General features: G+C 71.5%; 22 protein-coding genes and 3 pseudogenes. 14 read left to right on the plus strand and 11 right to left on the minus strand.

The features are described from left to right. Nucleotides 1-89: 89 nt before the first annotated feature. Nucleotides 90-1604 (plus strand): glycoside hydrolase family 3 protein, encoded by a 1515-nt coding sequence (locus tag CIB93_RS11095; protein ID WP_096626604.1) that lies wholly within the window; start codon nucleotides 90-92, stop codon nucleotides 1602-1604. A 23-nt stretch (nucleotides 1605-1627) separates the two neighbouring features. On the opposite strand, the gene CIB93_RS11100 is transcribed toward CIB93_RS11095, so the two are convergent. Further along, nucleotides 1628-2374 (minus strand): formylglycine-generating enzyme family protein, encoded by a 747-nt coding sequence (locus CIB93_RS11100; protein ID WP_096626606.1) that lies wholly within the window; start codon nucleotides 2372-2374, stop codon nucleotides 1628-1630. A gap of 495 nt (nucleotides 2375-2869) precedes the next feature. On the opposite strand from CIB93_RS11100, the gene CIB93_RS37835 reads away from it, so the two are divergent. The 5 genes from CIB93_RS37835 to CIB93_RS11120 all read left to right on the plus strand — a co-directional run bounded on the left by CIB93_RS37835 (nucleotide 2870) and on the right by CIB93_RS11120 (nucleotide 6497). Continuing rightward, the gene (locus tag CIB93_RS37835) at nucleotides 2870-3034 is read left to right on the plus strand and encodes a hypothetical protein (RefSeq protein WP_179500057.1); all 165 of its coding nucleotides are present in this window, start codon (nucleotides 2870-2872) and stop codon (nucleotides 3032-3034) included. 43 nt (nucleotides 3035-3077) lie between these two features. Continuing rightward, on the plus strand, nucleotides 3078-3371 hold the full coding sequence (locus tag CIB93_RS11105) for a Dabb family protein (protein WP_096626608.1): 294 nt from the start codon (nucleotides 3078-3080) through the stop codon (nucleotides 3369-3371). 222 nt (nucleotides 3372-3593) lie between these two features. Further along, entirely contained in the window at nucleotides 3594-4439 is an 846-nt protein-coding gene (locus CIB93_RS11110; protein ID WP_373558735.1) for an RNA polymerase sigma factor SigF, read from the plus strand. 234 nt (nucleotides 4440-4673) lie between these two features. After that, entirely contained in the window at nucleotides 4674-5540 is an 867-nt protein-coding gene (locus CIB93_RS11115; RefSeq protein ID WP_096626612.1) for an RNA polymerase sigma factor SigF, read from the plus strand. 75 nt (nucleotides 5541-5615) lie between these two features. Further along, nucleotides 5616-6497 carry a hypothetical protein gene (locus CIB93_RS11120; protein ID WP_096626614.1) on the plus strand — a complete coding sequence of 294 codons (882 nt, stop codon included), beginning with the start codon at nucleotides 5616-5618 and terminating at the stop codon, nucleotides 6495-6497. Nucleotides 6498-6581: 84 nt separating this feature from the next. On the opposite strand, the gene CIB93_RS11125 is transcribed toward CIB93_RS11120, so the two are convergent. Next, entirely contained in the window at nucleotides 6582-6797 is a 216-nt protein-coding gene (locus CIB93_RS11125; protein ID WP_096626615.1) for a hypothetical protein, read from the minus strand. A 228-nt stretch (nucleotides 6798-7025) separates the two neighbouring features. Here CIB93_RS11125 and CIB93_RS11130 point away from each other — a divergent pair, with 228 nt between their 5' ends. The 3 genes and pseudogenes from CIB93_RS11130 (at nucleotide 7026) to CIB93_RS11140 (ending at nucleotide 10325) form a co-directional block, all read left to right on the plus strand. After that, a complete protein-coding gene (locus CIB93_RS11130) occupies nucleotides 7026-7532 on the plus strand; it encodes a MarR family winged helix-turn-helix transcriptional regulator (RefSeq protein WP_096626616.1) in 507 nt (168 codons plus the stop codon). A gap of 31 nt (nucleotides 7533-7563) precedes the next feature. Then, nucleotides 7564-9228, plus strand: a pseudogene (locus tag CIB93_RS11135) (MDR family MFS transporter); the annotation flags it as partial. A gap of 152 nt (nucleotides 9229-9380) precedes the next feature. Then, nucleotides 9381-10325 carry an NAD(P)-dependent oxidoreductase gene (locus CIB93_RS11140; RefSeq protein ID WP_096626643.1) on the plus strand — a complete coding sequence of 315 codons (945 nt, stop codon included), beginning with the start codon at nucleotides 9381-9383 and terminating at the stop codon, nucleotides 10323-10325. Here CIB93_RS11140 and CIB93_RS11145 read toward each other — a convergent pair. Both CIB93_RS11145 and CIB93_RS11150 read right to left on the minus strand, forming a co-directional pair. Continuing rightward, nucleotides 10319-11107: a TetR/AcrR family transcriptional regulator gene (locus CIB93_RS11145; RefSeq protein ID WP_096626617.1), complete on the minus strand. Its 789-nt coding sequence runs from the start codon at nucleotides 11105-11107 to the stop codon at nucleotides 10319-10321. The genes CIB93_RS11140 and CIB93_RS11145 overlap by 7 nt on opposite strands. Before the next feature lie 85 nt (nucleotides 11108-11192). Next, the gene (locus CIB93_RS11150; RefSeq protein ID WP_096626618.1) at nucleotides 11193-12773 is read right to left on the minus strand and encodes an MFS transporter; all 1581 of its coding nucleotides are present in this window, start codon (nucleotides 12771-12773) and stop codon (nucleotides 11193-11195) included. Nucleotides 12774-12995: 222 nt separating this feature from the next. Here CIB93_RS11150 and CIB93_RS11155 point away from each other — a divergent pair, with 222 nt between their 5' ends. Then, nucleotides 12996-13853 (plus strand): endonuclease/exonuclease/phosphatase family protein, encoded by an 858-nt coding sequence (locus CIB93_RS11155; protein WP_096626619.1) that lies wholly within the window; start codon nucleotides 12996-12998, stop codon nucleotides 13851-13853. Between the two features lie 116 nt (nucleotides 13854-13969). Next, nucleotides 13970-15157, plus strand: a complete 1188-nt coding sequence (locus tag CIB93_RS11160; protein ID WP_096626620.1) for a serine hydrolase — start codon at nucleotides 13970-13972, stop codon at nucleotides 15155-15157. A gap of 23 nt (nucleotides 15158-15180) precedes the next feature. Here CIB93_RS11160 and CIB93_RS11165 read toward each other — a convergent pair. Then, nucleotides 15181-15507 (minus strand): annotated as a pseudogene (locus tag CIB93_RS11165) (glycosyl transferase); the annotation flags it as partial. Nucleotides 15508-15515: 8 nt separating this feature from the next. Here CIB93_RS11165 and CIB93_RS11170 point away from each other — a divergent pair. Continuing rightward, nucleotides 15516-15935: a hypothetical protein gene (locus tag CIB93_RS11170; protein ID WP_096626621.1), complete on the plus strand. Its 420-nt coding sequence runs from the start codon at nucleotides 15516-15518 to the stop codon at nucleotides 15933-15935. Between the two features lie 60 nt (nucleotides 15936-15995). Here the strand turns inward: CIB93_RS11170 and CIB93_RS11175 are convergent, their stop codons facing one another. After that, nucleotides 15996-17099: a DNA alkylation repair protein gene (locus tag CIB93_RS11175; protein WP_096626622.1), complete on the minus strand. Its 1104-nt coding sequence runs from the start codon at nucleotides 17097-17099 to the stop codon at nucleotides 15996-15998. A gap of 625 nt (nucleotides 17100-17724) precedes the next feature. Between CIB93_RS11175 and CIB93_RS11180 the strand changes: the two genes are divergently transcribed. Then, a complete protein-coding gene (locus CIB93_RS11180) occupies nucleotides 17725-19206 on the plus strand; it encodes an MFS transporter (protein WP_096626623.1) in 1482 nt (493 codons plus the stop codon). Nucleotides 19207-19475: 269 nt separating this feature from the next. Here the strand turns inward: CIB93_RS11180 and CIB93_RS38795 are convergent. The 5 genes and pseudogenes from CIB93_RS38795 to CIB93_RS11205 all read right to left on the minus strand — a co-directional run. Next, a pseudogene (locus CIB93_RS38795) lies at nucleotides 19476-19713 on the minus strand (glycosyltransferase family 2 protein); the annotation flags it as partial. Further along, nucleotides 19710-20057: a sensor histidine kinase gene (locus CIB93_RS39590; RefSeq protein ID WP_373558736.1), complete on the minus strand. Its 348-nt coding sequence runs from the start codon at nucleotides 20055-20057 to the stop codon at nucleotides 19710-19712. The pseudogene CIB93_RS38795 and the gene CIB93_RS39590, both read right to left, overlap by 4 nt. A 73-nt stretch (nucleotides 20058-20130) precedes the next feature. Then, complete coding sequence (locus CIB93_RS11195) at nucleotides 20131-20877, minus strand: response regulator transcription factor (protein WP_096626624.1); 747 nt, start codon at nucleotides 20875-20877, stop codon at nucleotides 20131-20133. A 92-nt stretch (nucleotides 20878-20969) separates the two neighbouring features. Continuing rightward, nucleotides 20970-21842: an amidohydrolase family protein gene (locus tag CIB93_RS11200; RefSeq protein ID WP_096626625.1), complete on the minus strand. Its 873-nt coding sequence runs from the start codon at nucleotides 21840-21842 to the stop codon at nucleotides 20970-20972. Nucleotides 21843-21864: 22 nt separating this feature from the next. Further along, the gene (locus CIB93_RS11205; protein ID WP_096626626.1) at nucleotides 21865-22755 is read right to left on the minus strand and encodes a DUF2797 domain-containing protein; all 891 of its coding nucleotides are present in this window, start codon (nucleotides 22753-22755) and stop codon (nucleotides 21865-21867) included. Nucleotides 22756-22841: 86 nt separating this feature from the next. On the opposite strand from CIB93_RS11205, the gene CIB93_RS11210 reads away from it, so the two are divergent. Beyond that, nucleotides 22842-23786, plus strand: a complete 945-nt coding sequence (locus CIB93_RS11210) for an RNA polymerase sigma-70 factor (RefSeq protein WP_096626627.1) — start codon at nucleotides 22842-22844, stop codon at nucleotides 23784-23786. The last annotated feature ends 20 nt before the right edge of the window (nucleotides 23787-23806 follow it).

A 23806-nucleotide genomic window follows, 5' to 3' on the forward strand; every position in this document is an offset into this window, starting at 1 on the left:
ATAGGCCAACATCCCCTTCATCCTGCACCATTGCCGCGGGGGTACGCATTTCCCTCGGCCCCGCATCGTGCCCGAGCTTGAGGATCTTCATGGCAGAGAACAGCCACCCCGCCCTCATGAGGCTGGCCAACTCCGTGCTCCAGCCGGGCTTCGTCGGGACCACCGCACCGGACTGGCTGCTCCGCAGGGTCGGCGAAGGCCTCGGCTCCGTCGTCCTGTTCGGGCGCAACATCGAGACGCCCGAGCAGGTCGCCGCGCTCACCGCGTCGCTGCGCGCCGAGAACCCCGACCTGATCGTCGCCATCGACGAGGAGGCGGGCGACGTCACCCGCCTCGAAGCGCGCGACGGCTCCTCCTGGCCCGGCAACCTCGCCCTCGGCGCCATCGACGACATCGACCTCACCGAGCAGGTCGCCCGCGACATCGGCCGGGCTCTGCGCGAGGTCGGCGTCTCGCTGAACTACGCGCCCAGCGCCGACGTGAACTCCAACCCGATGAACCCGGTGATCGGCGTCCGCTCCTTCGGCCCGCGCACCGAGGTCGTCTCCCGCCACACCGCCGCCTGGATCCGCGGCCTCCAGTCCGCCGGTGTCGCCGCCTGCGCCAAGCACTTCCCCGGCCACGGCGACACCAACGTCGACTCCCACCACGGTCTGCCGCGGGCCGGGGCGGACGCCTCCGTGATCGCCCGGACCGCCCTGCCGCCGTTCATCGCGGCCATGGAAGCGGGTGTCCGCACGGTCATGACCGCGCACATGCTCACCCCGGCGTACGACGGCGAGCTGCCCGCCACCCTCAGCCAGAAGATCATCAACGACCTGCTCCGCGACGAACTCGGCTTCACCGGCCTGGTCGTGACCGACGGCATCGAGATGGGCGCCGTCTCCGACCGCTACGGCATCGCGGGCGCGACCGTGAAGGCCGTGGCCGGGGGCTGCGACGCGGTGTGCGTCGGCGGCGAGAGCGCCGAGGAGTCCACCACCGTCGAGCTGGCCGACGCGATCGTGCGCGCCGTCCTGGACGGCACCATTCCCGAGGAGCGGCTGACCGAAGCGGCCTCCCGCGTACAGGACTTCGCCGCCTGGTCCGCCAAGCTGGCCCGGGACGCCGCCCCCGACGGCCGGACCGCCGGCATCGGCCTGGTGGCCGCCCGGCGCGCGGTCACCGTCCACCGCAACCAGGACGCCCGGGCCGATTTCCCGCTCGTGGGGGACGCCCACGTGGTCGAGCTGTCCCCCGTGACGAACCTCGCCATCGACGGCTCCACCCCGTGGGGCGTGGCCGGGCCGCTGCGCGCGCTGCGGCCCGGCACCACGTCCGTACGCCTCGGCGAGTCGGAACTCCGGAGCGAGAAGGACCTGCTGGACCGGGCCGCGCTCGCACCCGCCACCGGACGCGCGCTGGTCGTCGTGGTGCGCGACGCGGCCCGCTACGGCTGGATGTCGCAGGCCCTGACCGGTCTCCTGCGCCACCGCCCGGACGCGCTGGTCGTCGAGATGGGCGTGCCCGGCGGCGACCGCCCGGGGGCCGTGCACGTGACGACGCACGGCGCGACCCGGGTCTCCGGCATCGCCGCCGCCGAACTCCTGGCCGGCGCGGGCTGACCGGGGCGGCCCTAGGGCCGGGGCTACCCGGCGACGCGGGCCGACGCCGCCAGGCGGAAACCGACTCCGATGGTGGCCAGGTCCTTCTCGTAGGCGCCGTGGCGGCGGGCGCAGCGGGCCAGGTCCACGTCGTGGCGGAACGCGCCGCCGCGGGTGATGTGGGGGTCGAAGGCCCAGTCCTCGACCTGCGGCACGTCCGCGGGGGCGCCGGGGTAGGGGGCGTACAGCGTGGAGGTCCACTCGTCGGCGTTGCCCGCCATGTCCAGGACGCCGAAGGGGCTGGCCCCCTCGGGGAACGAGCCGACCGGGGTGGTCGTGCCGAGGCCGAGGTCCACCAGGTTGGCCAGCCCCGTGCGGTACTCGTCGCCCCAGGGGAACTCCCGGCCGTCGTCCCCGCGTGCGGCCCGCTCCCACTCGTCCTCCGTGGGCAGCCGGACGCCCGGGTCACCGGTCCGCTCGCCCAGCCAGCGGCAGTAGGCGCTCGCCTCGTCCCAGCTCACGCCGATGACCGGATGGTCCTCGGGGCCCCGGGGAGCGGGCCTGCCGGTGGCGGCGGCGAAGAGGGCCCACTGACCGGCGGTGACCTGGGTACGGGCGATCCGGAAGGCGGGGACGCGGAGCTCGGCGCTCGGAGCCTCCTTGCGGTACCACGCCTCCGGCACCCGGGTGCCGGCATAGCGCTCGGCCACCAGCGCGATGTCATCGGCCGGGGTGCCCCGCCGGAGCACTCCGGCCGGAATCTCCACCCAGTCCACCGGTGCGATCTGCATCGTTCCTCCTCGGCCAGGCCAGTGAGGCCACCATGATCGCCGGTATGCGCCCAGGAGTCATCGGCCCAGGGGCGGAGACCCACAGGGACCGGAGAACCAGGACCCGGGCACGAGGAGGTGCCCGGGTCCCGGCGAGTAGGTCGGGGGAAGCGGCATCGGGGGGACAAGCCGCTTCCCCCGGCGGGAACAGGGCCTGCCGGCCCCCGCCGCGGTCAGGGGGTATCGCGCGGCGGGGACCCGCAGAGAGGCCCCGTTCCGGCCCTCCGGTTCCTGCCGGTCCGTCGGGCTCGGTATCCATCCTGCCGCGCACCACCGGGCCGTACGGGCGGGCAAAAGGCCTCGATGGCCGGGCCGTAGGTCCTTAAAGGCCGCGTCAGTGATCGGGCCGACGGCGGGAAGCGGCCACGGGATACGGCCAAACGTGCGGATACAATCGCCCGATCGCACAGGGCTGCGGGCGGGGCACCGGCGGGGTCTACGGGGAGGCAAGGACAAGTGGCGCAAGCGAAGAAGATCGCGCTCTACATACTGGTGGTCTTCGTGCTGTACACGATCATCACCTCACCCAAGCGGTCCGCCGAGCTCGTGGGGGTAGGGTTCGAGGGCGTTTCCAGCGCCGCCCAGAGCGTCGGCGACTTCATGACCGAACTGGTCAAGTAGCTCAAGCAGCCCACGTAGAGAAGAAGCGGGAATAGGGATAGCCATGATCCGCCACCTGGTCCTTTTCAAGCTCAACGAGGGCGTCGAGCGCGACGACCCGCGGGTGGTCGTCGGCGACCGGGCCTTCCGCGAGCTGGCGGGACAGATCCCCGAGCTGGAGTTCTGGGAGTGCGCCTGGAACATCACCGACCGGCCGATCGCGTACGACTACGCCATCAACTCCGCCGTCGCCGACGAGGACGCCCTCAAGCGCTACATCGAGCACCCGGCCCACCAGGCGGCCGCGGGACAGTGGCGGGAATTCGCCACTTGGGTGATCGCGGACTACCCCTTCTGACCGCTCCCCGCCCCCGGCCCGCCCCGGCCGCGTCGACCCCTCGCCGTTCAGGCGGGGGGTTTTGTCGTGCGATTAATTGGTTTACGGGGTCAACACGGTGTTTTGCGGTGCTTGCACACAGTGGACATGTCTTGTGATGCTATGACCGCTTTTGACGGATGAGTTGACCGTAGTTGACCGCAAAGGGGTGGCGTCACCGTGCCGGCCAGTACAGCGCCTCAAGTGCCTCCCCAGAACGTCCAGACCGAGGACCTCCAGGACGTCCAGACCGAGACCCCGGATCCCTCCGTCACCCCCGCCAGAGCCCGCGGCGCGGACACCCGGGCGCTCACCCAGGTCCTCTTCGGCCAGCTCAAGGACCTGGAGCCGGGCACCCCGGAACACCGCCGGGTCCGGGCCGCCCTCATCGAGGCCAACCTCCCCCTCGTCCGGTACGCCGCGGCGCGGTTCCGCAGCCGCAACGAACCGATGGAGGACGTCATCCAGGTCGGCACCATCGGCCTGATCAACGCGATCGACCGGTTCGATCCGGAGCGCGGGGTCCAGTTCCCCACCTTCGCGATGCCCACCGTCGTCGGCGAGATCAAACGTTACTTTCGCGACAACGTGCGCACCGTCCACGTCCCCCGTCGGCTGCACGAGCTCTGGGTCCAGGTCACCGGCGCCACCGAGGACCTGACGACCGCTCACGGCCGCTCCCCGACCACCGGCGAGATCGCCGAGCGGCTGAAGATCTCCGAGGACGAGGTACTGGCCTGCATCGAGGCCGGACGCTCCTACCACGCGACCTCGCTGGAGGCGGCCCAGGAGGGCGACGGACTGCCCGGCCTCCTCGACCGGCTCGGCTACGAGGACCCCGCGCTCGCGGGCGTCGAGCACCGCGACCTCGTACGCCACCTCCTCGTCCAGCTCCCCGAGCGCGAGCAGCGCATCCTTCTCCTGCGCTACTACAGCAACTTGACGCAGTCCCAGATCAGCGCGGAGCTGGGCGTCTCGCAGATGCACGTGTCAAGGCTCCTGGCCCGAAGTTTCGCCCGACTGAGATCCGCAAACAGGATCGAGGCGTAACCGGAACGGGTAGACCGTCCAGAGAGAAGTTCTGACGGCACAAAAGCCCTGCACCCCCTGTTTCCAGGGCGGATTCGGCGCTGACTTGTCGACATGTCACTACAGCGCGTTGCCGACATGTGACATTCTGCTCGAAGCGCGTTTGCCGCAGCCCCGCCTCCGGTATTCAGGTGGAGGCTGCGTTCCTCCGATGGTCGCGGCCACCGCGACCGTCCGCGACCTCAAGGGGGTGGCATGTCCGCAGAACAGGGCAGCTCGAAGGTGCTCACGCTCACGAAGAGCGTGCCGGCACCCGCCGTGCTCACCAGCTCGCCGGAAGCCATCGACACCCGCACTCTCTCCCGCTCCCTGTTCCTGCGGCTCGCCGCGCTCGGTCCCGCCTCGGGTCCCGAGGGAACGGACAGCCCGGAGCGGACCTACGTGCGGGACACACTGATCGAGCTCAACCTCCCGCTGGTGCGTTACGCCGCGGCGCGGTTCCGGAGCCGCAACGAACCGATGGAGGACATCGTCCAGGTCGGCACGATCGGCCTGATCAAGGCGATCGACCGGTTCGACTGCGAACGGGGCGTGGAGTTCCCCACGTTCGCGATGCCCACCGTCGTCGGCGAGATCAAGCGCTTCTTCCGCGACACCTCCTGGTCGGTCCGGGTCCCCCGGCGCCTCCAGGAGCTGCGGCTCGCGCTGACCAAGACCAGCGACGAGCTCGCCCAGAAGCTCGACCGCTCGCCGACCGTCCCGGAGCTCGCCCGCGCGCTCGGGGTCTCCGAGGAGGACGTGGTCGACGGTCTCGCCGTCGGCAACGCGTACACCGCCTCCTCGCTCGACTCCCCCTCGCCCGAGGACGACGGCGGCGAGGGCTCACTCGCCGACCGCCTCGGGTACGAGGACTCGGCGCTGGAGGGCGTGGAGTACCGCGAGTCGCTGAAGCCGCTGCTGGCCAAACTGGCCCCGCGCGAGCGCCAGATCATCATGCTGCGGTTCTTCGCGAACATGACGCAGTCGCAGATCGGCGAGGAGGTCGGCATCTCCCAGATGCACGTCTCCCGGCTGCTGACCCGTACGCTCGCGCAGCTCAGGGAAGGACTCATCGCCGACTGAGCCCGTGGACCGATCCTGTTCATGAGGGTTCATATTTGACGGACCGTCAGCCACACTGGCGCGATGCGCCGTCATATGCGTAAGACTCGTCAGGCACGTCAGGCGTTCGGCTTCACCGGCCGCCGGGGCAGCGCGATCGTCGCCTCGGCGGCCGCGCTGTGTCTGGGCGGTGCGCTGACCGCCTGCGCGGGCGGCCCGGACGGGAACGAGGGCTACGTGGCCGTGGGCGCGGCGGCCGAGGGCGGTAAGCGGCCGCCCGAGGGGTCCGGGCAGCCCTCGGGGGAGGTCGCGCTGACCCCGCTCGACGGAGACGGCGGCCGGGGCGCGGGACGCCCCGGAGAGGGGCCGGGCGACGGCCCGGGTTCCGGTAAGGGCCGGGCCTCGCCCCCGTCGCCGGAGGCGGGCGCTCAGGGCGGCCCCGACAGCGGCGGCGGTGAGAGCACGCGGACACCCGGCGGCCAGGGGGGCGCTTCCGCCGGGCGGCCGAGCGCGAAGCCCTCCGGCGGCGGTTCCGGGTCACCGTCCGCCGGACGGCCCGACGCCCCGGCGCCGCCGAGGACGCCCGAACCGGGTGGCGGCAGCGGCGGTCGGCCCTCCGGGCCCGGTACGCCCAGCACTCCCGCCCCGACGCCCCCGGCCCCGCCCCCGGGCCCGGCCGTGCTGAAGCTGAGCGCCCCGCAGCGCGCGGCGGCGGACCGGCGGTGGTGCGAGAAGGTGACCGTGGAGTTCCGCAACACCGGTGGCTCCCCGGCGCGTTCAGGGACCGTCACCTTCGCGACGCACATCATCGGCGCGCTCGGTGTCGACTGGGCGACGATCAGGACGGCCCAGCCGCTGCCCGCCCCCATCGGCGCGGGTGCGGCGCGGACGGAGACGTACACCGTGTGCGTGGATTCCTGGCGGGTCCCCCTGGGGATGCGCGTCGAGACCCAGGACGTGTCCGCCGTCTGGAAATGACCGCGGGCCCCGGGTCACGCGTACGCGCGGCCCGGGGCCCGTAGGCCGAACGGTTGCTCAGCCCAGTGCGAGCCGGACGGTTCGTCAGCCCAGTGCGAGCCAGGCCACCGCGCCGAGGACGAGGACGGCCGCGATCACGGCCGCGATCACCCCGGCTCTCGGCCCGGCCGAGGTCGCCGCGGGCCGCTGGCGCTGCTGCGGCTCCCCCTCGTCGACAAAAGCGCGGAACATCTGCGTGCTGCCCGCCGGGTCGTGGTTGCCCTCGGGGCCCGGCTGGGGGGCGTGGGGGTTGTGTGCCATGGGGCAGGACCCTAGCGAACCCGGGCCTCCGGCCCAACCCCCGGGGCCGCTCCGGAGCCGTCCAGCAGGGCCCCGCCGGGCCTTGACCCACAGCCTACGGAGGCTTTTGCGTTCCTTTACTTCTGCAAGCCCGTTTTCGTTTGCCTGTAGCAACCAACGGCTTCTATGGTTGCCCTAAGCAACAACATATGCGCCAACCACCTATGCGCCGACGCGTTGGGGGCTCCAGTGGCCGCACGGAGTAGTTACGAGGAACTGGCCCGGCAGCTCAGCGCCGTCGGGGCCGTCAAACGGGGGCTCACCCGCGCCCTGCCCCCCGAGTGTCCCGGCGGTTCCGCCGCCGTACTGACGCTCCTGGACCGGCACGGCGAGATGCGGATCAGCAGGCTCGCCGAGCTGCTGGCCGTGGACATGTCGGTGACCAGCCGCCATGTGGCCCATGTGGCCGAGCACGGCTGGATCGAACGGTCCCCGGACCCGGCGGACAAGCGGTCCCGCATCCTGCGGCTGACCCCCGACGGGCGCGCGCAGCTCGACGAGCTGAGCGGACGGGTCACCGAGATGTTCGCCCGGAACCTCGCGGACTGGTCCGACGACGACGTCGGACAGCTGAACGCGCTGCTGTCCCGGCTGCGCGACAGCTTCGCCTGCCGCGGGTCGGACGGCTGCGCCCCCGGAAGCCACACCGGAGGGTGCCGCACCCGTACCGGCACTCACACCCGTACACCTGTGTAACAGAAGCGAATACGCACGGATAAGGAACTCAATGGCTACGACCACACCGACCGGTGTGCGGGGCGGCCACGCCAAGCACGGAGGCCATGGCGGCCGCGGAGGTCACAGCGGCTCCGGCGCCCCCGACAGCACGCCGATGACGCACCGGCAGATCATGGAAGCGCTGACCGGGCTGCTGCTCGGCATGTTCGTCGCGATCCTGTCGTCGACGGTCGTCTCCAACGCCCTGCCGGAGATCATCTCCGACCTCGGCGGCGGCCAGAGCGCCTACACCTGGGTCGTCACGGCCTCACTGCTGGCCATGACCGCCACCACCCCGCTCTGGGGCAAGCTCTCGGACCTCTTCAGCAAGAAGCTGCTGGTCCAGATAGCCCTGATCATCTACGTGCTGGGCTCGGTCGTCGCCGGGCTCTCGACCAGCAGCGGCATGCTCATCGCCTGCCGGGTCGTCCAGGGCATCGGCGTCGGCGGTCTCTCCGCCCTCGCGCAGATCGTGATGGCCGCGATGATCGCCCCGCGCGAGCGCGGCCGCTACAGCGGCTACCTGGGCGCGGTGTTCGCCGTCGCCACCGTCGGCGGCCCGCTGCTCGGCGGTGTCATCACCGACACCAGCTGGATGGGCTGGCGCTGGTGCTTCTACGTGGGCGTGCCGTTCGCGATCATCGCCCTGATCGTGCTCCAGAAGACCCTGAAGCTCCCGGTCGTCAAGCGCGAGGTCAAGGTCGACTGGTCGGGCGCGTTCTTCATCAGCGCCGCCGTCTCACTGCTGCTGGTCTGGGTGACCTTCGCGGGCGACAAGTACGACTGGCTGTCCTGGCAGACGTACGTGATGGTCGCGGGCTCGGTGCTGCTCGGCCTGATCTTCGTGCTCATCGAGTCGCGGGCCAGTGAGCCGATCATTCCGCTGCGCCTGTTCCGCAACCGCACCATCACCCTGGCCTCGGTCGCCTCGCTGTTCGTCGGCATCGCGATGTTCGCGGGCACGGTCTTCTTCAGCCAGTACTTCCAGCTGGCGCGCGGCAAGTCGCCGACGATGTCCGGTGTCATGACGATCCCGATGATCGCGGGCCTCTTCCTCTCGTCGACGATCTCCGGCCAGGTCATCACCAAGACGGGCCGCTGGAAGGCCTGGCTGGTCAGCGGTGGCTTCCTGGTCACGGCGGGGCTCGGGATGCTCGGCACGATCCGGTACGACACCGCCTACTGGCAGGTCGCCGTCTACATGTTCGTCATGGGTCTCGGCATCGGCATGATGATGCAGAACCTGGTCCTCGCCACACAGAACCAGGTCGCCCCCGAGGATCTCGGCTCCGCGAGTTCGGTGGTCACCTTCTTCCGCTCCCTCGGCGGCGCGATCGGCGTCTCGGCGCTCGGCGCGGTCCTCGGCAACCGGGTCACCCACTACGTCAAGGACGGCCTGGCCGAACTCGGCCCCGAGGGTGCGGCGTTCGGCCACGGCGGTACGGGCGGCGGGGGCATCCCCGACCTGGACAAGCTGCCCGAGCCGCTCCGCCTGGTCATGGAGGCCGCGTACGGCCACGGCGTGGGCGACGTCTTCCTGTACGCCGCCCCGTGCGCGCTCGTCGCCTTCATCGTGACGATCTTCATCAAGGAGGTCGCCCTGAAGACGAACACGGCGGACGAGGAGCCGGTCACCGCGGACACCCCCGTCGGGGCGGAGGCAGCGGTCCCCGCCGGAGGGCGTGATGGTCGGTGACCGGCGTCCAGGGCGATGCACCGGCCACCGGGACGCCCGGCCCGACCGGTGAGTCCGCCTTCGGCGAGCTGGTCCCGGCCGGACATCCAGGCGGTGCGGGGCGAGACGCTGCCCGGGCGGACGGGTTCCCGGTGACGGGGGACGCCCACCGGGCCCTCGCGCGGGCGCGCCTCCTGGTCGCGCCCGCCCTGAACGCTTCCCTGGTGGGGGAGTTGGAGCGGATCACCGGCCGGAGCGCGGAGCCCCTGACCGACGTACCGCCACCGCCCGGCGCCCCGCTGCTGTGCGTGGGGGACGCACTGCCCAAGGCGCTGCGGACGGAGCGGCTGCTGTGGTTCCGCAGCGTCAACGCCGGTACGGACTCCCTCCTTTCGGCTGGGCACTGGCCCGCCGGGGCACTGCTGACCCGGACCGTGGGCCGGATGGGCGAGCGGATCGCCCAGTACGTCCTGGCCTGGGTGCTCGCCGAGTGCCAGTCCGTACCGGAGTTCACCGCCCAGCACGCCCGCGCGCAGTGGCAGCGGCTCCCCTCGGAGCTCGCCGCCGGGCAGACCGCGCTGATCTACGGCACCGGCCGGATCGGTACGGCCGTCGGACGGCTGTTGCAGGCCTGCGGGGTGCACACGGTGGGCGTCGCCCGCACGCCGCGGCCCGCGGCGTGCTTCGACCGGGTGATCGGGGCCGACGCGGACCGGGAGGCGCTGGGCGCGGCGCGGTGGGTGGTCTCCACGCTCCCGTTGACCGAGGCGACGGAGGGCTTCTTCGGGGCCGACCGGTTCGGCGCGGTGCGGGGTGCGACGTTCCTCGGTGTGGGGCGGGGCGCGACGGTGGACCTGGGGGCGCTGGAGGAGGCGCTGCGGGGCGGCGGGGTACGGGGGGCCGTGCTGGACGTGCTGCCCGAGGAACCGGCCGCACCCGGCGACCCGGTCTGGCGGCTGCCCCGTACGGTGATCACCTCGCACTCCGCGGGGATCACCGCCGACGAGGACGTGGCCGTGGACTTCGCCGCGTGCTGGCAGGCCGTGGCGGCTGGCCGCCGCCCTGAGGCGGCGGTGGACGTGGGGCGCGGCTACTGAGCGGCCTCCCCCGGCGCGGCGGAGGCCCGGTCGCACATCGCCTCGATGCCCGCGATCAGCAGGTCCAGCGCGAAGACGAAGTCCCGCTCGCGCATCTCCTCGACGGTGTCCCCGCCCCGGGCCGCCATCAGGGCGTCGGACGCCTCGACGATCTGCCGCAGGTGGGGCAGCGACCGGATCGTGCCCATCGCCTGCTGGTGGTACTGGTCCTGCGTCATCCCGGTCGCGTCGCACCGCGCCTTGAAGTGGCCCTCGACGGTGCCGAACCCGTACACGAACTGGGAGACCGCCGAGAGCGCGCCCGTCTGCCGCTCCAGCGGGAGGCCGGTGGCCCGGATGATGTCCTGGACGGCGTACGAGCACAGCATCGAGTTCGGGCCGATGTTGAGGAAGGTCCCGGCCAGCGGGGAGATCCAGATGTGGCGGACGAGCAGTTCGCGGTAGCTGCGGGCGAACTCACGCAGCCGCACCCGCCAGTCGGCGTCCTCCGCGGGCGGGGTGATCTCGGCGTACACCGAGTCCAGCGCCAGCTCCAGGAGGTCGTCCTTGGTGTCGACGTACCAGTAGAGGGACATCGCGGTGACGTCCAGCTCGGCGGCGAGCCGGCGCATCGAGAACCTGGCGAGGCCCTCGGCGTCCAGCAGCCGTACCGACGCCTCGGTGATCCGGTTGCGGTCCAGGCCGGCCGGCGACTCGGACCTGCGGGAGCGCGAGGGCGTCCGCCGGTCCAGCCAGACGCTGGTCCGCGCGGGATTCTTCACACCGTCGGACGCGGACACCATGGCGCACTCTCCTCGTCTTGCGCGGGCCTGCCGGAGGGACGGCGCACCGGATGCTCACGGTCCGGTACGCGCGTCCCATCCGATGCTATGCCGCCGGTCCCGTCGATCCTGCCCGGTCCCCGGCCTTTTCCACCTGGTCAACCGCCTCCACCGCATCCGTCTTCGCCGCCGCCGCCTCCGCCCGCGCGGCCCGGCGCAGCAGCAGCGCGGCGAGCAGGCCGCCCGCCAGCACCGCGACCGCACCGGCCAGCTGGCTCACCTCCAGGCCCGAGGCGAAGGCGTCCTTGATCAGCTCGCGCTCGCCCGGGCCGTCGGCGGACGCCAGGGCGGCGGGCAGTGAGCCCGCGCCGACGGCGGCCGGTACGAGGGCGGCGAACCGGGCGTTCATCACCGCGCCGAGCACCGCGACCCCGAGCCCGTTGCCGAACTCCGCGAGCGTGCCGTTGACCCCCGCGCCGACCCCGGCCTTCTCCGGCGGAATGGCGCTCATGATGGCGTTGGCCATCGCGGGCATCGCCAGCGCGATCCCCGCCCCCATCACGACCAGCCCGAGCAGCATCCCGCCGTATCCGCCGCGCCCGAGCACCGCGACGGCCGCGAGACCGGCCGCCAGGGAGGTCATCCCCGCCGCGATGACGGTGGGCGTGCCCAGCCTGCCGACCAGGCGGGCGCCCAGCCCCGTCAGATTGAGGGCGACCACGGTGAGCGCCATCGGGGCGGTCCGCAGACCGGCCTCCAACGGCCCGTAGCCGAGCACGAACTGGAGGTGCTGGGTGAGCAGGAAGAGCGAACCTCCCATCCCGAAGGCGACCAGGATCGCCCCCGCAACCGCGCCGATGAACTTCTGGTTCCGGAAGAAGTGCATATCGAGCATCGGGTGCGGGATGCGCAGCTCCCACAGCACGAACCCGGCGAGCACCGCGACCCCGAGGAACGCCGTCAGCAGCACCCGGCCGGACGCCCAGCCGTGCTCCGGACCGGAGATGATCGCGAACACGACCGCGGTCATGCCGATCGTGGAGAGCAGCGCGCCCAGCAGGTCGGGCCGCTCCCCCCGGGCGTTCTTCCATTCCGGTACGAGCCGGACGACGGCGGCCAGAGCGATCAGGGCGACCGGAATGTTGATGAGGAAGATCGCGCCCCACCAGAAGTGGTCGAGGACGAACCCGCCGAACAGCGGACCCGCCGCGAAGCCGAGGGAGTTCACCGTCGACCAGATCCCGATCGCCTTGACCCGCTCGGTGTCGTCGAAGATCTGCACCACGACGGCGAGCGTTGTGGTGAGCAGCAGCGCACCGCCGACGCCCATCCCGGCGCGGGCCGCGATGAGCCGACCCGAGGACTGTGCGAGCCCCGCCACCAGCGACCCGACGCCGAACAGGGCGAGGCCCACGATCAGCATCCTCTTGCGCCCGTAGCGGTCCGCGGAGCTGCCCGCCGTGAGCAGCAGCCCGGACTGGACGAGCGAGTAGGCGTTGATCATCCACTGCACATCGGCGGTGGAGGCGTCGAGTTCCGTGGTGAGGGAGGGGATCGCGACGTTGAGGACGGTGTTGTCGAGCAGCACGGTGAGCTGGGCCAGGCAGATGACGCCGAGGATCAGCCAGCGCTGCGGGTGCCCCTGGGGGGCGAGGTCGTGCCGCTGTGCGGCGGCGGGCGTCGTCATGCGGGCTCCTTGAGCTCCGGGGGGCTGCGGCCCCACGGCTCTGCGGCTCTACGGTGTATAGGACGTGGTCGGTGTACACCGTAGAGCAGTCCTTATACGGCGTACAAGTCGAATCTTCGCGCCGCCACGCCGCCGCGCCGGCGGGTCCCGGGGCGGCCGAGCGGTTACGGTTTCCGACTCAGACCTGACAAAGTGCGCGATTTTCCGGCCGGTTGGAGAGCCATGTCATCCCGCCCCCGTCGCCGTACGACGCAACTCCTGGCGGCGGCAGCGCTGTTGGGCACGACACTCACGCAGACACCGGCCGCCGCATCCGAGACCGTCCCCGACGCCGTGCCGCTGCGCGTCGCCACGTACAACATCCACGCCGGGGCGACCATGGACCACGTCTTCGACCTGGACGGCCAGGTGGCCGAACTACGGTCGCTTGACGCGGATGTGATCGGACTTCAGGAAGTCGATCGGCACTGGGGAGCACGCAGCCGGTGGCGTGACCTCGCGGGCGAGCTGGCCCGGCGGCTGAACATGTACGTGTCCTTCGCGCCGATCTACAGCCTTGACCCGGCCGAGCCGGGCGGCCCGCGCGCGGAGTACGGGGTGGCGATCCTCTCCCGGCACCCCGTCCTGGCCGCCGAGAACCACGAGATCACCCGCCTCTCGACCCAGGACCCGAACCCGGTCCCGGCCCCGGCCCCGGGGTTCGGCGAGGTCGTCGTGCGGGTGCGGGGCCTGCCCGTCCACGTGTACGCGACCCACCTCGACCACCGCCCGGACCCCGCCGTACGCGTCGCCCAGGTCGCCGACACCCGGCGGATCATGGCCGAGGACCGGGGCCCGCGCATCCTCCTCGGCGACCTCAACGCGGAGCCGGGCGCCCCGGAGCTGGCCCCGCTGTGGAGGGAGCTGACGGACGCCGACCCGGGCGCGCCGACCTTCCCCGCGCGGGACCCGGTCAAGCGGATCGACTACGTGACGGTGTCGAGCGCTGCCCAGGTGCGGCGCACGTGGGTGCCGGAGAGCGTGGCCTCGGACCACCGGCCGGTGGTGGCGGACCTGGTGCTGCGGAGGACGGAGCGATGAGTTCCTGAGGACCGCCGAGTCCCCACCTGCCCACCTGCCCGACAGCCCACAAAGCCCACAGAGCCCACAAAGCCCATGCCGCACCGCACCGCACCGCACCCGGAGGACAACCGGTCATGAACCCCCCGAACAAACCGCGCGATCTGCGGGCACTTCTCGACGCCCACATCGCCGAGGGAGCGATGCCGGGCGCGGTGGCCCTGGTCGCCCGGGGCGAACGGGTCGAGGTCGTGGCAGCCGGTACGGCGGGCCTCGCCGGTTCCGCGCCGATACGGCGGGACTCGCTCTTCCGCATCGCCTCGACCACCAAGCCGATCGTGGCGGCTGCCGCCATGACGCTCGTCGAGGACGGCCTGATCGCCCCCGCGGACCCGGTCGCGGCGTGGCTGCCCGAGCTGTCCTCGCCGCTGGTCGTGCGGACCCCGCGGAGCCCGGTCGACGACGTGGTGTCGGCGGTCCGCCCGATCACCCTCCTGGACCTGCTGACCTTCCGCGCCGGGTACGGCTTCCCGTCCGACTTCTCGCTCCCGGCCGTCGCCCCGCTGTTCGCCGAGCTGAAACAGGGCCCTCCGCAGCCGCAGGCCGTACCCGCGCCGGACGCCTGGATGACCGCGCTGTCCCGTATCCCGCTGCTCCACCAGCCGGGCGACGGCTGGCTCTACAACACGTGCGCCGACATCCTCGGGGTCCTCATCGCCCGGGTCGCCGACCGCCCGCTGCCCGCCTACCTGGCGGAGCGGCTCTTCGGCCCCCTCGGGATGACGGACACCGGGTTCGCCGTGGAGCCCGCCGCGCTGGACCGGTTCACCAGCTATTACCGGGCCGGGGCGGCGGGGCCGGACGGGAAGCCGGGCGCGCCCGAGCTGGTGGACGGCCCCGACGGGCAGTGGAGCGGCCCGCCCGCCTTCCCGTCCGGCGCCGGGGGCCTCGTCTCGACCGCCGACGACTGGTGCGCCTTCGGACGGATGCTGCTCGCCGGGGGCCTGGCGGACGACGGCCGCCGGGTGCTGACCGCCGAGTCGGTCCGCCAGATGCTCACCGACCACCTGACCCCGGAGCAGCGCGCCGCGAGCGGCCTGTTCACGGAGGGCCAGGGCTGGGGATTCGGCGGCGCGGTGGACGTCGAGATCACGGCCCCGTGGAACGTCCTGGGCCGCTACGGCTGGGTCGGCGGCACCGGAACCACGGCCCACGTCATCCCCGCCACGGGCACGGTCGCCGTCCTGCTCTCCCAGATGGAGATGAGCGGACCCACCGCACCCGGGGTGATGCGGGACTTCTGGACGTACGCGGCCGGGTTCTGAGCCCGACCGCGTACGCCCCGCCGTCAACCGAGCGGCCGCGTCAGGTCGTAGAAGGTGGAGCTGCCGACGGTGACCTCGGTGAAGTTCTCCGTCACCCAGGAGGAGATCAGGGACGAGGCCCCGCCGTCCCTACCCGTTCCGCCGCCCATACCGCCGCCCTGGACGAAGTAGTGGATCTGCCCTTCCTCCGCGTACTTCTTGAACCGGTCAAGCGTCGGTGACGGGTCGCTCCCGTTGAAGCCGCCGATCGCCATCACCGGTTCCCCGGTGGCCAGTTGGTAGCTGGTGGCGTTCTGCGCGCCGATGGCCGCGGCGGCCCAGGTGTAGTCGCCCGCCCCCTTCGCCGGGAGACCGGCTCGTGACACCCGCCCCTGATGAACGCGACCGCATCCGCGCGGCCGGCCACCGCATCCTCACCGGCTGTCCGGAACGCTCCAACGGAGCCCTGACCATCGTCGCCCTCGCCGTCGAGTCCGACGTTCCCCGAAACGCCCTCACCCAACACCACACCGACCTCAAGAACCAGTTCTACGAACAGATCCGCACACGTGGCGATGCCCCCGACAGCGAGAAGCGACTGCGCAAGCAGATCGCGAAACTGAAGGAACTACGCGCCTCGGACGCCGCCGAGGTCCAGCAGCTGAAAGCCGACGTCGAAGCCCTCGTCGGGGCCCTGCACCTCGCACAACTGGAGAATCAGCAACTCCGTGGACTGAGCCGACCCGGCACGATCCGCATGCTCCCCACGCCGGTACCACCGCCTCAGCAGCGCGAATGACAGCGTCACCTCGATCGCGAAGCTCCTCGGCGTCTCCCGCAGCACCATCGTTCAGCAGGTTCAGGCTGGGCCTTGCGGTGTTTCGGCGGCGGTGACGTGGACTTCGGTCGCGCCGAGGATGCGTCCGTTGGCCTGGACTTCGATGCGGTGCGGGCCGGGGTGGATCGTGCGGACCGAGAGGCTCGCGAACCGGTGCCGGCGTGAGAAGGGGACCGCCTGGCCTGCGGGGAGGTCCCGGGCGGTCAGCTTGAACACCTTGCCTGCTTTGGGGCCGCGAACCCCTTGGTAGTGGACTATGTAGTCGATCGCCGCTCTCGTCGGGTCAGTGGCGTGCAGCGTGAAGGTGACGGTGGTCGCCTCCCCGATGGAGATGGTGGCGGGCGAGCAGGCGAGGTCCGTGATCTCGATCGGAGCATGGTGATCGAAGCCGAGAACCGCGAGAGCCTGTGGGTGTCCTCGCTTGACGAGTGTCCGCAGGCCGTGGCGTACGACGAAATCGCCCTGCGTGCTGCGACGCAGCCATCGCCGGGCGGTGACGAGGACGAGGTCGGGGTGGTCCTTGCTGATGTCGTTGAGGTGGTTCGCCACGGAACGGCGCACGTAGAGTGATTCGTCGTTGACGAGAGGCTCCAGGAGCGCCAGCGAGGGAGCGGGGTCGGCGATGAACCGTGAGAGCTGTGACGCCCAGGGCAACCGCGGGCGCGTGCCCTCCGAGACGAGCCGCCGAACGTGTTCGTCCGGGTCGGTGGTCCATGCCCTGAGCTGGTCCATCGTGACCTCGTAGTGGGCTTCGACGAACGGGCGGATGGCGAACTCGGCGGTGTAGCGAGAAGTGAGCGCGGCCAGCAGCGGCAGCGCGACATCGGGCCGGTCCAGCAGCGCCGAGGCGACGTATGCGTTGACGGGCATGGAAGCCCACCCCGTAAGACCCCCGCTGTCCAGGGCACCACGGATCACCCGGTCGGCTTCTTCGGGGGACGTCGGCATCGTCGCCGCGAGGGCACGGGCGATCCAGTCGATACGGGCCTTCAGCTCCAGGTCACCGATACCGGTGCCCGCGAGCTGCTCGAACGCCGTCCGGTCGAACGAGGTCGAGCCACCCGCGAGGTCACGCGCGAGACGCCCGATGAGCTCCGGCGACAGTTCATCCTTCAAATCGGCCATCTCAACGCCCGCCCACGGTCACGTCGAGGCCCCCGACCGCTCGCCCCGTACGGCTCTCGGCCGGCGGGCGGAGGGGCTCGATGCACTCCCACTGTTCGTCCGGGAGCGGTGTGAATCTCGACCTGGGCATCATGGTTTCGAGTCTGCCACTGACCACTGACACGGTCGGCGCCTCAGGCGCTCTGCGCTGCGACGGCTCCCCGCTTCGCGCGGCTTGCGATGCTGGACGAAGGATCGTTTCCGACAGCGGCGGTTCGGCCTTGCGCCGGTCGGACCGGCGAGCGCGGGCCGCTATCTGATGTGCGCCGGGGCCCGGGGTGTCGTAACGTGGGCGGGTTCCTGTGCCGAGGTTTCGGTGGCAGTGACCGGATTTCCTGTTCCTTCTGTGTGTCGATCTTGGGGTGACGTCCTATCAACCAGGCCATGTAGTCGTCCGTGTTCCCCGCGTGCTGTGTTGTCGCACGTGTCCGGGGGCGGACGTCGCGCTGGCCTGAGTTGCGTCACCGTTCCCCGCAGTTTTCCTTCCCGGGTGCAGCTCTGCTGTCTGCCCCGGGTTCCGTGTTCTCTGGCCCCGGTGCGGCTGTCGGCAGAGCTCCTCGATTCCTTTGGATCAGGAGTTCCCGTTTTGTCTTCCTCCGCGCTCGACAACGAGCCAGAGCACACCACCACCCAGCCCCCGACCCACCCGTCACCTGGACTCTCGAAGATGGCCATGGGGGCCTGGATCGCCCTCTTGGTGCTGCTGACCGCCGAGATGATGAACATGCTCGACCAGTCGGTCGTGCTGACCGCCCTACCCGCGATCCAGGAGTCGACCGGCGCCGGACCGGTCGCGGTGCAGTGGCTGACCACCGCCTATTCCCTGCCCGTCGCTGTCGGGCTGATCACCGGCGGACGACTCGGTGACATCCACGGCCGGCGCAGGATCCTGCTGGTCGGCACCGTCGTGTTCACCACCGCCTCGCTGCTGTGCGGTCTGGCGACCGGCCCGGGCGTGCTGATCGGTGCCCGCCTGCTCCAGGGCGTCGGCGTGGCGGTGATGATCCCGCAGGTCCTGGCGACCATGCACGTCGCCTTCGAAGGCCAGAGCCGCAGCAAGGCGTTCGGCTTGTACGGGGCTGTCCTGGCCATCGCCAACGTCCTGGGCCCGGTCCTGGGCGGCGTGCTCACCCAGGCCGACCTGTTCGGGCTGTCCTGGCGGCCGATCTTCCTGGTCAATGTGCCCGTCGGGCTGGCCGTACTCCTCCTCGGACGCGTATTCATCCCCGAGTCGACCGTCCGCAAGGCCGACCGGCTCGACTTGGTCGGGATGCTGCTGTCCGGCCTGGCCATCGTCCTGATCCTCTTCCCGCTCACCGAGGGCCACGCCCACCGATGGCCGCTGTGGTGCTTCGCCATGCTCGCCGCCGGCGTCCTCGTCCTCGGTGTCTTCCTGCGTCACCAGCTGCGCAGGCAGGGCAACGCCCCGCTGGTGACCCTGGCCCTCTTCCGGGTCAGGCAGTTCTCCGGGGGCATGGCCGCGGACCTGCTGCACGGCCTGCTGTGCGGGCTGTTCTTCATGACCTGGACGCTGTACTTGCAGCGCGGTCTCGGCATGAGCCCGCTTGAGGCGGCCGTGGCCTTCGTGCTGCTCTCCGTGGGAGAACTGGGCGGCGCGACGGTCGCGGCGAAGACCGCCGGACGTTTCGCTCGCCGTCTGCCGCAGGCCGGAGCCCTCGTCGCGACCGCTGCGATGGTCGCCTACGGCCTTCAGATCGCCGGCCACCAGGCCGATCTGACCCTGCTGGCGATGACCGCTCCGGTGGTGCTGATCGGCTTCGGTCTGGGTATGGTCTCCGGCCCGCTCGCCGATTTGTCGCTGGCCAGGGTCCCGCACGAGGACGCCGGTTCGGCCTCGGGCTTGTTCAACACCGCCATTCACCTGGGCATCGCGCTGGGCACCGCGCTGACCGCCGTGGTGTTCTTCGCCATCACCGGCGGCTCTCGCGACGGCGCGGTCAACCGCGACGCGTTCGTCACCGTGCTGTGGTGGGTCGGCAGCCTCCTCGCCCTGATGTGGGCCCTGATGTTCTGCCTGCCCAAGCGAGCAAACAGCCAGACCGACTGAGTCACATCCCAGGGGCTGCGGTACCCAGCACCGGGTGCCGCAGCCCCTGGCCCGCATGTCCTCTTGAATCAGCAGTTCCCCCGTGCTCGGCACCGAGCCGCAGCACACCGCCGACTTTCCGGGTCATGGACGGCCTGCCAGGCCGGGTCACCTTCGACGTCCCGCCAACGGCGGCAATGCTGACGTCAGGTCGGAGTCATCGACGCTGGTCACGACTGAATAGGAGAGTCTGAAACTGAGGCGGGTTCGTTCAACACCCAGGACTTGACAGAGAAGTCGTCGGCGACGGTGATGCGGAAGGCGTACGGAAAGGTGCGGGAGAGATGATCGTGGAGGCGCAGGACGCAGGTCCTCCTCGTCGAAGACGGGGACCGCGACATCGAGCACGGGAACGCCGCAGGCGGCGGGGTCCGGGCCGACGGGCAGGTGCTCCCGCAGCGGCAGGCCTCCGCTCCGCTCTCGGCTGCCGTCTGCGAGGGGCCCGCTCCGGAGGCTGTCGGTCGTCATGCTCCGGCGTTCGCCAACCGCGCTGTCACACCGGTGTGCTGGGCCTGTCCCCGCGCTGTGAGTTCTCGGGCCGACCGCACGCCCGGTCGGCGGGCAGCTCGACCGCGAACACCGTACGGCCCGGCCTCGAAGACGTGCGGCAGCAGGGCGTCCGGAATCCCGGGCCCGTCGTCACGCACCTCCAGGCAGACCGGCTCACCGGCGCGGGCGGGCCGCCCGACTGACACGGTCACCGTGGTCTCCGGCGGGGTGTGGGTGCGGGCGTTGGCCAGCAGGTTGACCAGGACCTGCTGGAGCCGGGCGGGATCGGCGCGTACGGTGACGGGCTCGTCGGGCAGCTCCAGCCGCCAGCGGTGCCGGGCGCCCGGGCCGGCCCCTCACCGGTCCGAGCCGACCGGCGTCCCGCCCGCGCGCCCGCTACGCACCGGGCTTGATCAGATACCCCGCCCCGCGCCGGGTGTGGATCATCGGCGTCCGCCCGGCGTCGATCTTCTTGCGGAGGTAGGAGATGTAGAGCTCGACCACGTTGGCCTGGCCGCCGAAGTCGTAGTTCCAGACCCGGTCCAGGATCTGCGCCTTGCTGAGCACCCGGCGCGGGTTGCGCATCAGGAAGCGCAGCAGCTCGAACTCGGTGGCCGTGACGTGGATCGCGTCCCCGCCCCGGCTCACCTCGTGGCTGTCCTCGTCGAGCACCAGGTCCCCGACGACGAGCGTCGACTCGCTCCGCCCGGCGGCGAGCGCCGAGCCCGAGCGGCGGATGAGCCCGCGCAGCCGGGCCACGACCTCCTCCAGGCTGAAGGGTTTGGTCACACAGTCGTCACCGCCCGCCGTGAGCCCGGCGATCCGGTCCTCGACGGCGTCCCTGGCGGTCAGGAAGAGCACCGGCACATCGGCGTACTCGCGGCGCAGCCGGCCCAGCACGGAGAGCCCGTCCATGTCGGGGAGCATCACGTCCAGGATCACCGCGTCCGGACGGAAGTCGCGGGCGGCCCGGACGGCGGCGGCCCCGTCCCCGGCGCTGCGCACCTCCCACCCCTCGTACCGCAGGGCCATCGAGAGCAGCTCGGTGAGCGGAGCTTCGTCGTCCACGACCAGGACCCGCACGGGGGTACGGTCCGGCCGGAGCAGTTCGGTACGCCCCTGGGGCGAGGTCGTCGTCGTCATGGGCCCACTCTGTGAGGCGCCGGTGAGAGAACCCTGACCCGTTTCTGTGATTTCCCTGAGAAACGGCGGCGGGTGTCACAGGAACGGGACTGTCACGGGAACAACGCGGCGGCGTTCCCGTGACAGACCGCCCTCAACCACTCGTCGCCCAGCCCGAGCCGCTCCAGCGCGTCCAGCTGATGGACGTACGGGTACGGGATGTTCGGGAAGTCGGTCCCCAGCAGGATGCGGTCCCCGAGGTCGGCGAGCCGCCCCCGCTCCGCCGCCGGAAAGGGGCTCAGCCCTTCACCGAAGTCGGTGAACGCCATGGTCGTATCGAGCCGCACCTCGGGGTGGCGCTCCGCCAGCGCGAGGAACTCCCGGTACTCCGGCATCCCCATGTGCGCGACGATCAGCCGCAGCCGCGGATGGCGCGCGAGCAGCCGCCCGACCGGCTCGGGCCCGGTGTACGCACCCGGGGCGGGCCCGGACCCGCAGTGCATCACCACCGGAATCCCGGCCTCGGCGAGCAGCCCCCAAACGGGTTCCAGCAAAGGGTCGTTGGCGTCGTACGCACCGACCTGGAGGTGCGACTTGAACACCCGGGCCCCCGCCTCGACGGCCTCCTTCACGTACACCTCGACGCCGTCCTCCGGGAAGAGGGTCGCGGTGTGCAGGCAGTCGGGCGTCCGGGCGGCGAAGCCCGCGGCCCAGCCGTTCAGCCAGCGGGCCATGCCGGGCTTGTGCGGATAGAGCATCGCGGTGAACCGGAGCACCCCGAACGAGCGCAGCACGGCGAGCCGCCGCTCCTCCTCGTACCGGTAGGCGATCGGCCACTCCAGCCCCGTCAGCGGCCCGACGGCGTCGAAGTAGGCCCACACCTTGCGCAGGACCTGTTCGGGCATGAAGTGGGTGTGCACGTCGATGATCCCGGGCAGCCCGAGCCGCTCCCGGAACCGCACCACGTCCTCGCTACCGTCGTCCACGCACAGGCTCCCTCGCCGTCGTTCAGAACAACCCACCCTGCACACCGCCGCCCCCGATGTCGACAAGGGGGACACTGACGATCGCGGCCGCATCGGGGACGCCGGAAAGCTCCCACCCGGTGAACAGCCGAGTGTCGAGGACGACGACGGCGTCACCCCCGCCCACCGCGAGGTGGAGATCAGGCCCGGCGGCAGCGACGAGCCGCCCGGCGACGACACCTCCGTCGACGAGCTCCCGCACGGCCCGAAGAGGACCGCCCCCTCGCCTGATCCCGAACACCTCCACCTGGTCGACGACTTCCAGCGGCAATGGCTCCAACGACTCGGGCCAGCCACGCCCTTGGAGCCCGACGGCGCGCGCGTACAGCTCCGCCACCGCGTCGGCCCTCTCCTCCGCCCCCGGCAACTTCCCCCGCACGGCCCGCTTCCGGGCGTACGGAATCCGGTCCGGCACCCCGAGGGCGGCCCGCAGCACCTCTTCGGTCCGCCGGGCGGCCATCAGCGGCCCGCGCCCCAGCCAGCTGAACGCGACGGCCCCCTGCTCCCGCAGCCGGGCGGCACCCCGCTCCTCCCCGGTGATCCCGACCTTGACCAGGCCGGGACCGAACCAGGCGAGATAGACGCGGTACGTCCGCGGGTCGTCCGGCATCGTGTCGGCCGCCACCGAATGCGCCCGGTCCAGCCGCGCACACTCGGCGCACCGCCCCCCGGTGCTCCGCCCGGCCACCACGGACCCCAGCGGGCACTCGTTCCCCCGGGCCCCCGCACACCGCCGCTCCCCGACAGCCCGGAACCCGAGCCCGCCCCCGTACGCGAGCACGCTCACCCGCCGCTCACGCCCCCGCCGCCACCCCAGCTCAGGAGCCTCCCCCGGCCACCGCACCCCATCGCACCGCCACCCACCACCGGACACCCGGACTCCGCTCCCCTAGGGCCTGACACCGCCGGCCGCACCGGCCCGGCGATGCTACGGCGTCGCCGCCAGCTAGGATCCGGGCCATGGCGCTGACCCAGGACCAGGTGGACCGGTTCAAGGCCTCCATGCCCCGTCTGGAGGCCATCGCCTACCGGCTGCTCGGCTCCGCGAGCGACGCCGAGGACGCCGTGCAGGACACGTTCCTGCGCTGGCAGGCCGCCGACGTCGACCGCATCGAGGTCCCCGAGGCCTGGCTGACGAAGGTCCTCACCAACCTCTGCCTCAACCAGCTCACCTCGGCGCGCGCCCGGCGCGAGACGTACGTGGGCCAGTGGCTGCCCGAGCCGCTGCTCGCCGGGGACCCGATGCTCGGCCCCGCCGACACCGTCGAGCAGCGCGAATCCGTCTCATACGCGGTCCTCACCCTCATGGAGCGGCTGTCGCCCAATGAACGGGTGGTGTACGTACTGCGGGAGGCCTTCGCCTACCCGCACCGCAAGATCGCGGAGATCCTCGACATCACCGAGTCCGCGTGCCAGCAGATCTCCCACCGCGCCAGGAAGCACGTCGCGGAGGGCCGGACCCGCACCGAGATCGACGAGGCCGCCGCCCGGCGGATCGCCGAGGAGTTCCTCACGGCCGCCACCAGCGGCCGGACCGAACCGCTCGTCGAACTGCTCGCCGCGGACGTGGTCGCGATCGGCGACGGTGGCGGGAAGGTACCGGCCCGCGCCAAGCCGTTCGAGGGCGCGCGCGCGGTCGCGACGTTCATGCGGAGCCTGTTCCACCCCAACCAGGCCCTGCGCAATCTCCTCGGCGGCTCCGCGGAGGTCCACCTCTCGACCGCCAACGGCGCACCGGCCGTCGTGGTGGTGGTCGGGGAGCGGATCATCGGCGTGCTGCTCCTGGAGATGACCGCCGACGGCATCACCGCCATCCGCAGCCAGGTCAACCCCGACAAGCTGGAACGCGCGAACGTGCGGTGGGCGGCCGCCGACCACGGAGAGACCCTGCTCCACACCCTCTGACACCGAATGTGACACGCGTC

This window comes from Streptomyces sp. WZ.A104 (genome assembly GCF_002382885.1).
GTDB lineage: Bacteria > Actinomycetota > Actinomycetes > Streptomycetales > Streptomycetaceae > Streptomyces.

What these genes read in the sequence shown, in the direction of transcription:
- CIB93_RS11095 (WP_096626604.1), top strand. Translation starts at nt 90, where the DNA reads ATGGCAGAGAACAGCCACCCCGCCCTCATGAGGCTGGCCAACTCCGTG.
- CIB93_RS11100 (WP_096626606.1), bottom strand. Translation starts at nt 2,374, where the DNA reads ATGCAGATCGCACCGGTGGACTGGGTGGAGATTCCGGCCGGAGTGCTC.
- CIB93_RS11105 (WP_096626608.1), top strand. Translation starts at nt 3,078, where the DNA reads ATGATCCGCCACCTGGTCCTTTTCAAGCTCAACGAGGGCGTCGAGCGC.
- CIB93_RS11115 (WP_096626612.1), top strand. Translation starts at nt 4,674, where the DNA reads ATGTCCGCAGAACAGGGCAGCTCGAAGGTGCTCACGCTCACGAAGAGC.
- CIB93_RS11120 (WP_096626614.1), top strand. Translation starts at nt 5,616, where the DNA reads ATGCGTAAGACTCGTCAGGCACGTCAGGCGTTCGGCTTCACCGGCCGC.
- CIB93_RS11125 (WP_096626615.1), bottom strand. Translation starts at nt 6,797, where the DNA reads ATGGCACACAACCCCCACGCCCCCCAGCCGGGCCCCGAGGGCAACCAC.
- CIB93_RS11145 (WP_096626617.1), bottom strand. Translation starts at nt 11,107, where the DNA reads ATGGTGTCCGCGTCCGACGGTGTGAAGAATCCCGCGCGGACCAGCGTC.
- CIB93_RS11150 (WP_096626618.1), bottom strand. Translation starts at nt 12,773, where the DNA reads ATGACGACGCCCGCCGCCGCACAGCGGCACGACCTCGCCCCCCAGGGG.
- CIB93_RS11155 (WP_096626619.1), top strand. Translation starts at nt 12,996, where the DNA reads ATGTCATCCCGCCCCCGTCGCCGTACGACGCAACTCCTGGCGGCGGCA.
- CIB93_RS11160 (WP_096626620.1), top strand. Translation starts at nt 13,970, where the DNA reads ATGAACCCCCCGAACAAACCGCGCGATCTGCGGGCACTTCTCGACGCC.
- CIB93_RS11175 (WP_096626622.1), bottom strand. Translation starts at nt 17,099, where the DNA reads ATGGCCGATTTGAAGGATGAACTGTCGCCGGAGCTCATCGGGCGTCTC.
- CIB93_RS11195 (WP_096626624.1), bottom strand. Translation starts at nt 20,877, where the DNA reads ATGACGACGACGACCTCGCCCCAGGGGCGTACCGAACTGCTCCGGCCG.
- CIB93_RS11210 (WP_096626627.1), top strand. Translation starts at nt 22,842, where the DNA reads ATGGCGCTGACCCAGGACCAGGTGGACCGGTTCAAGGCCTCCATGCCC.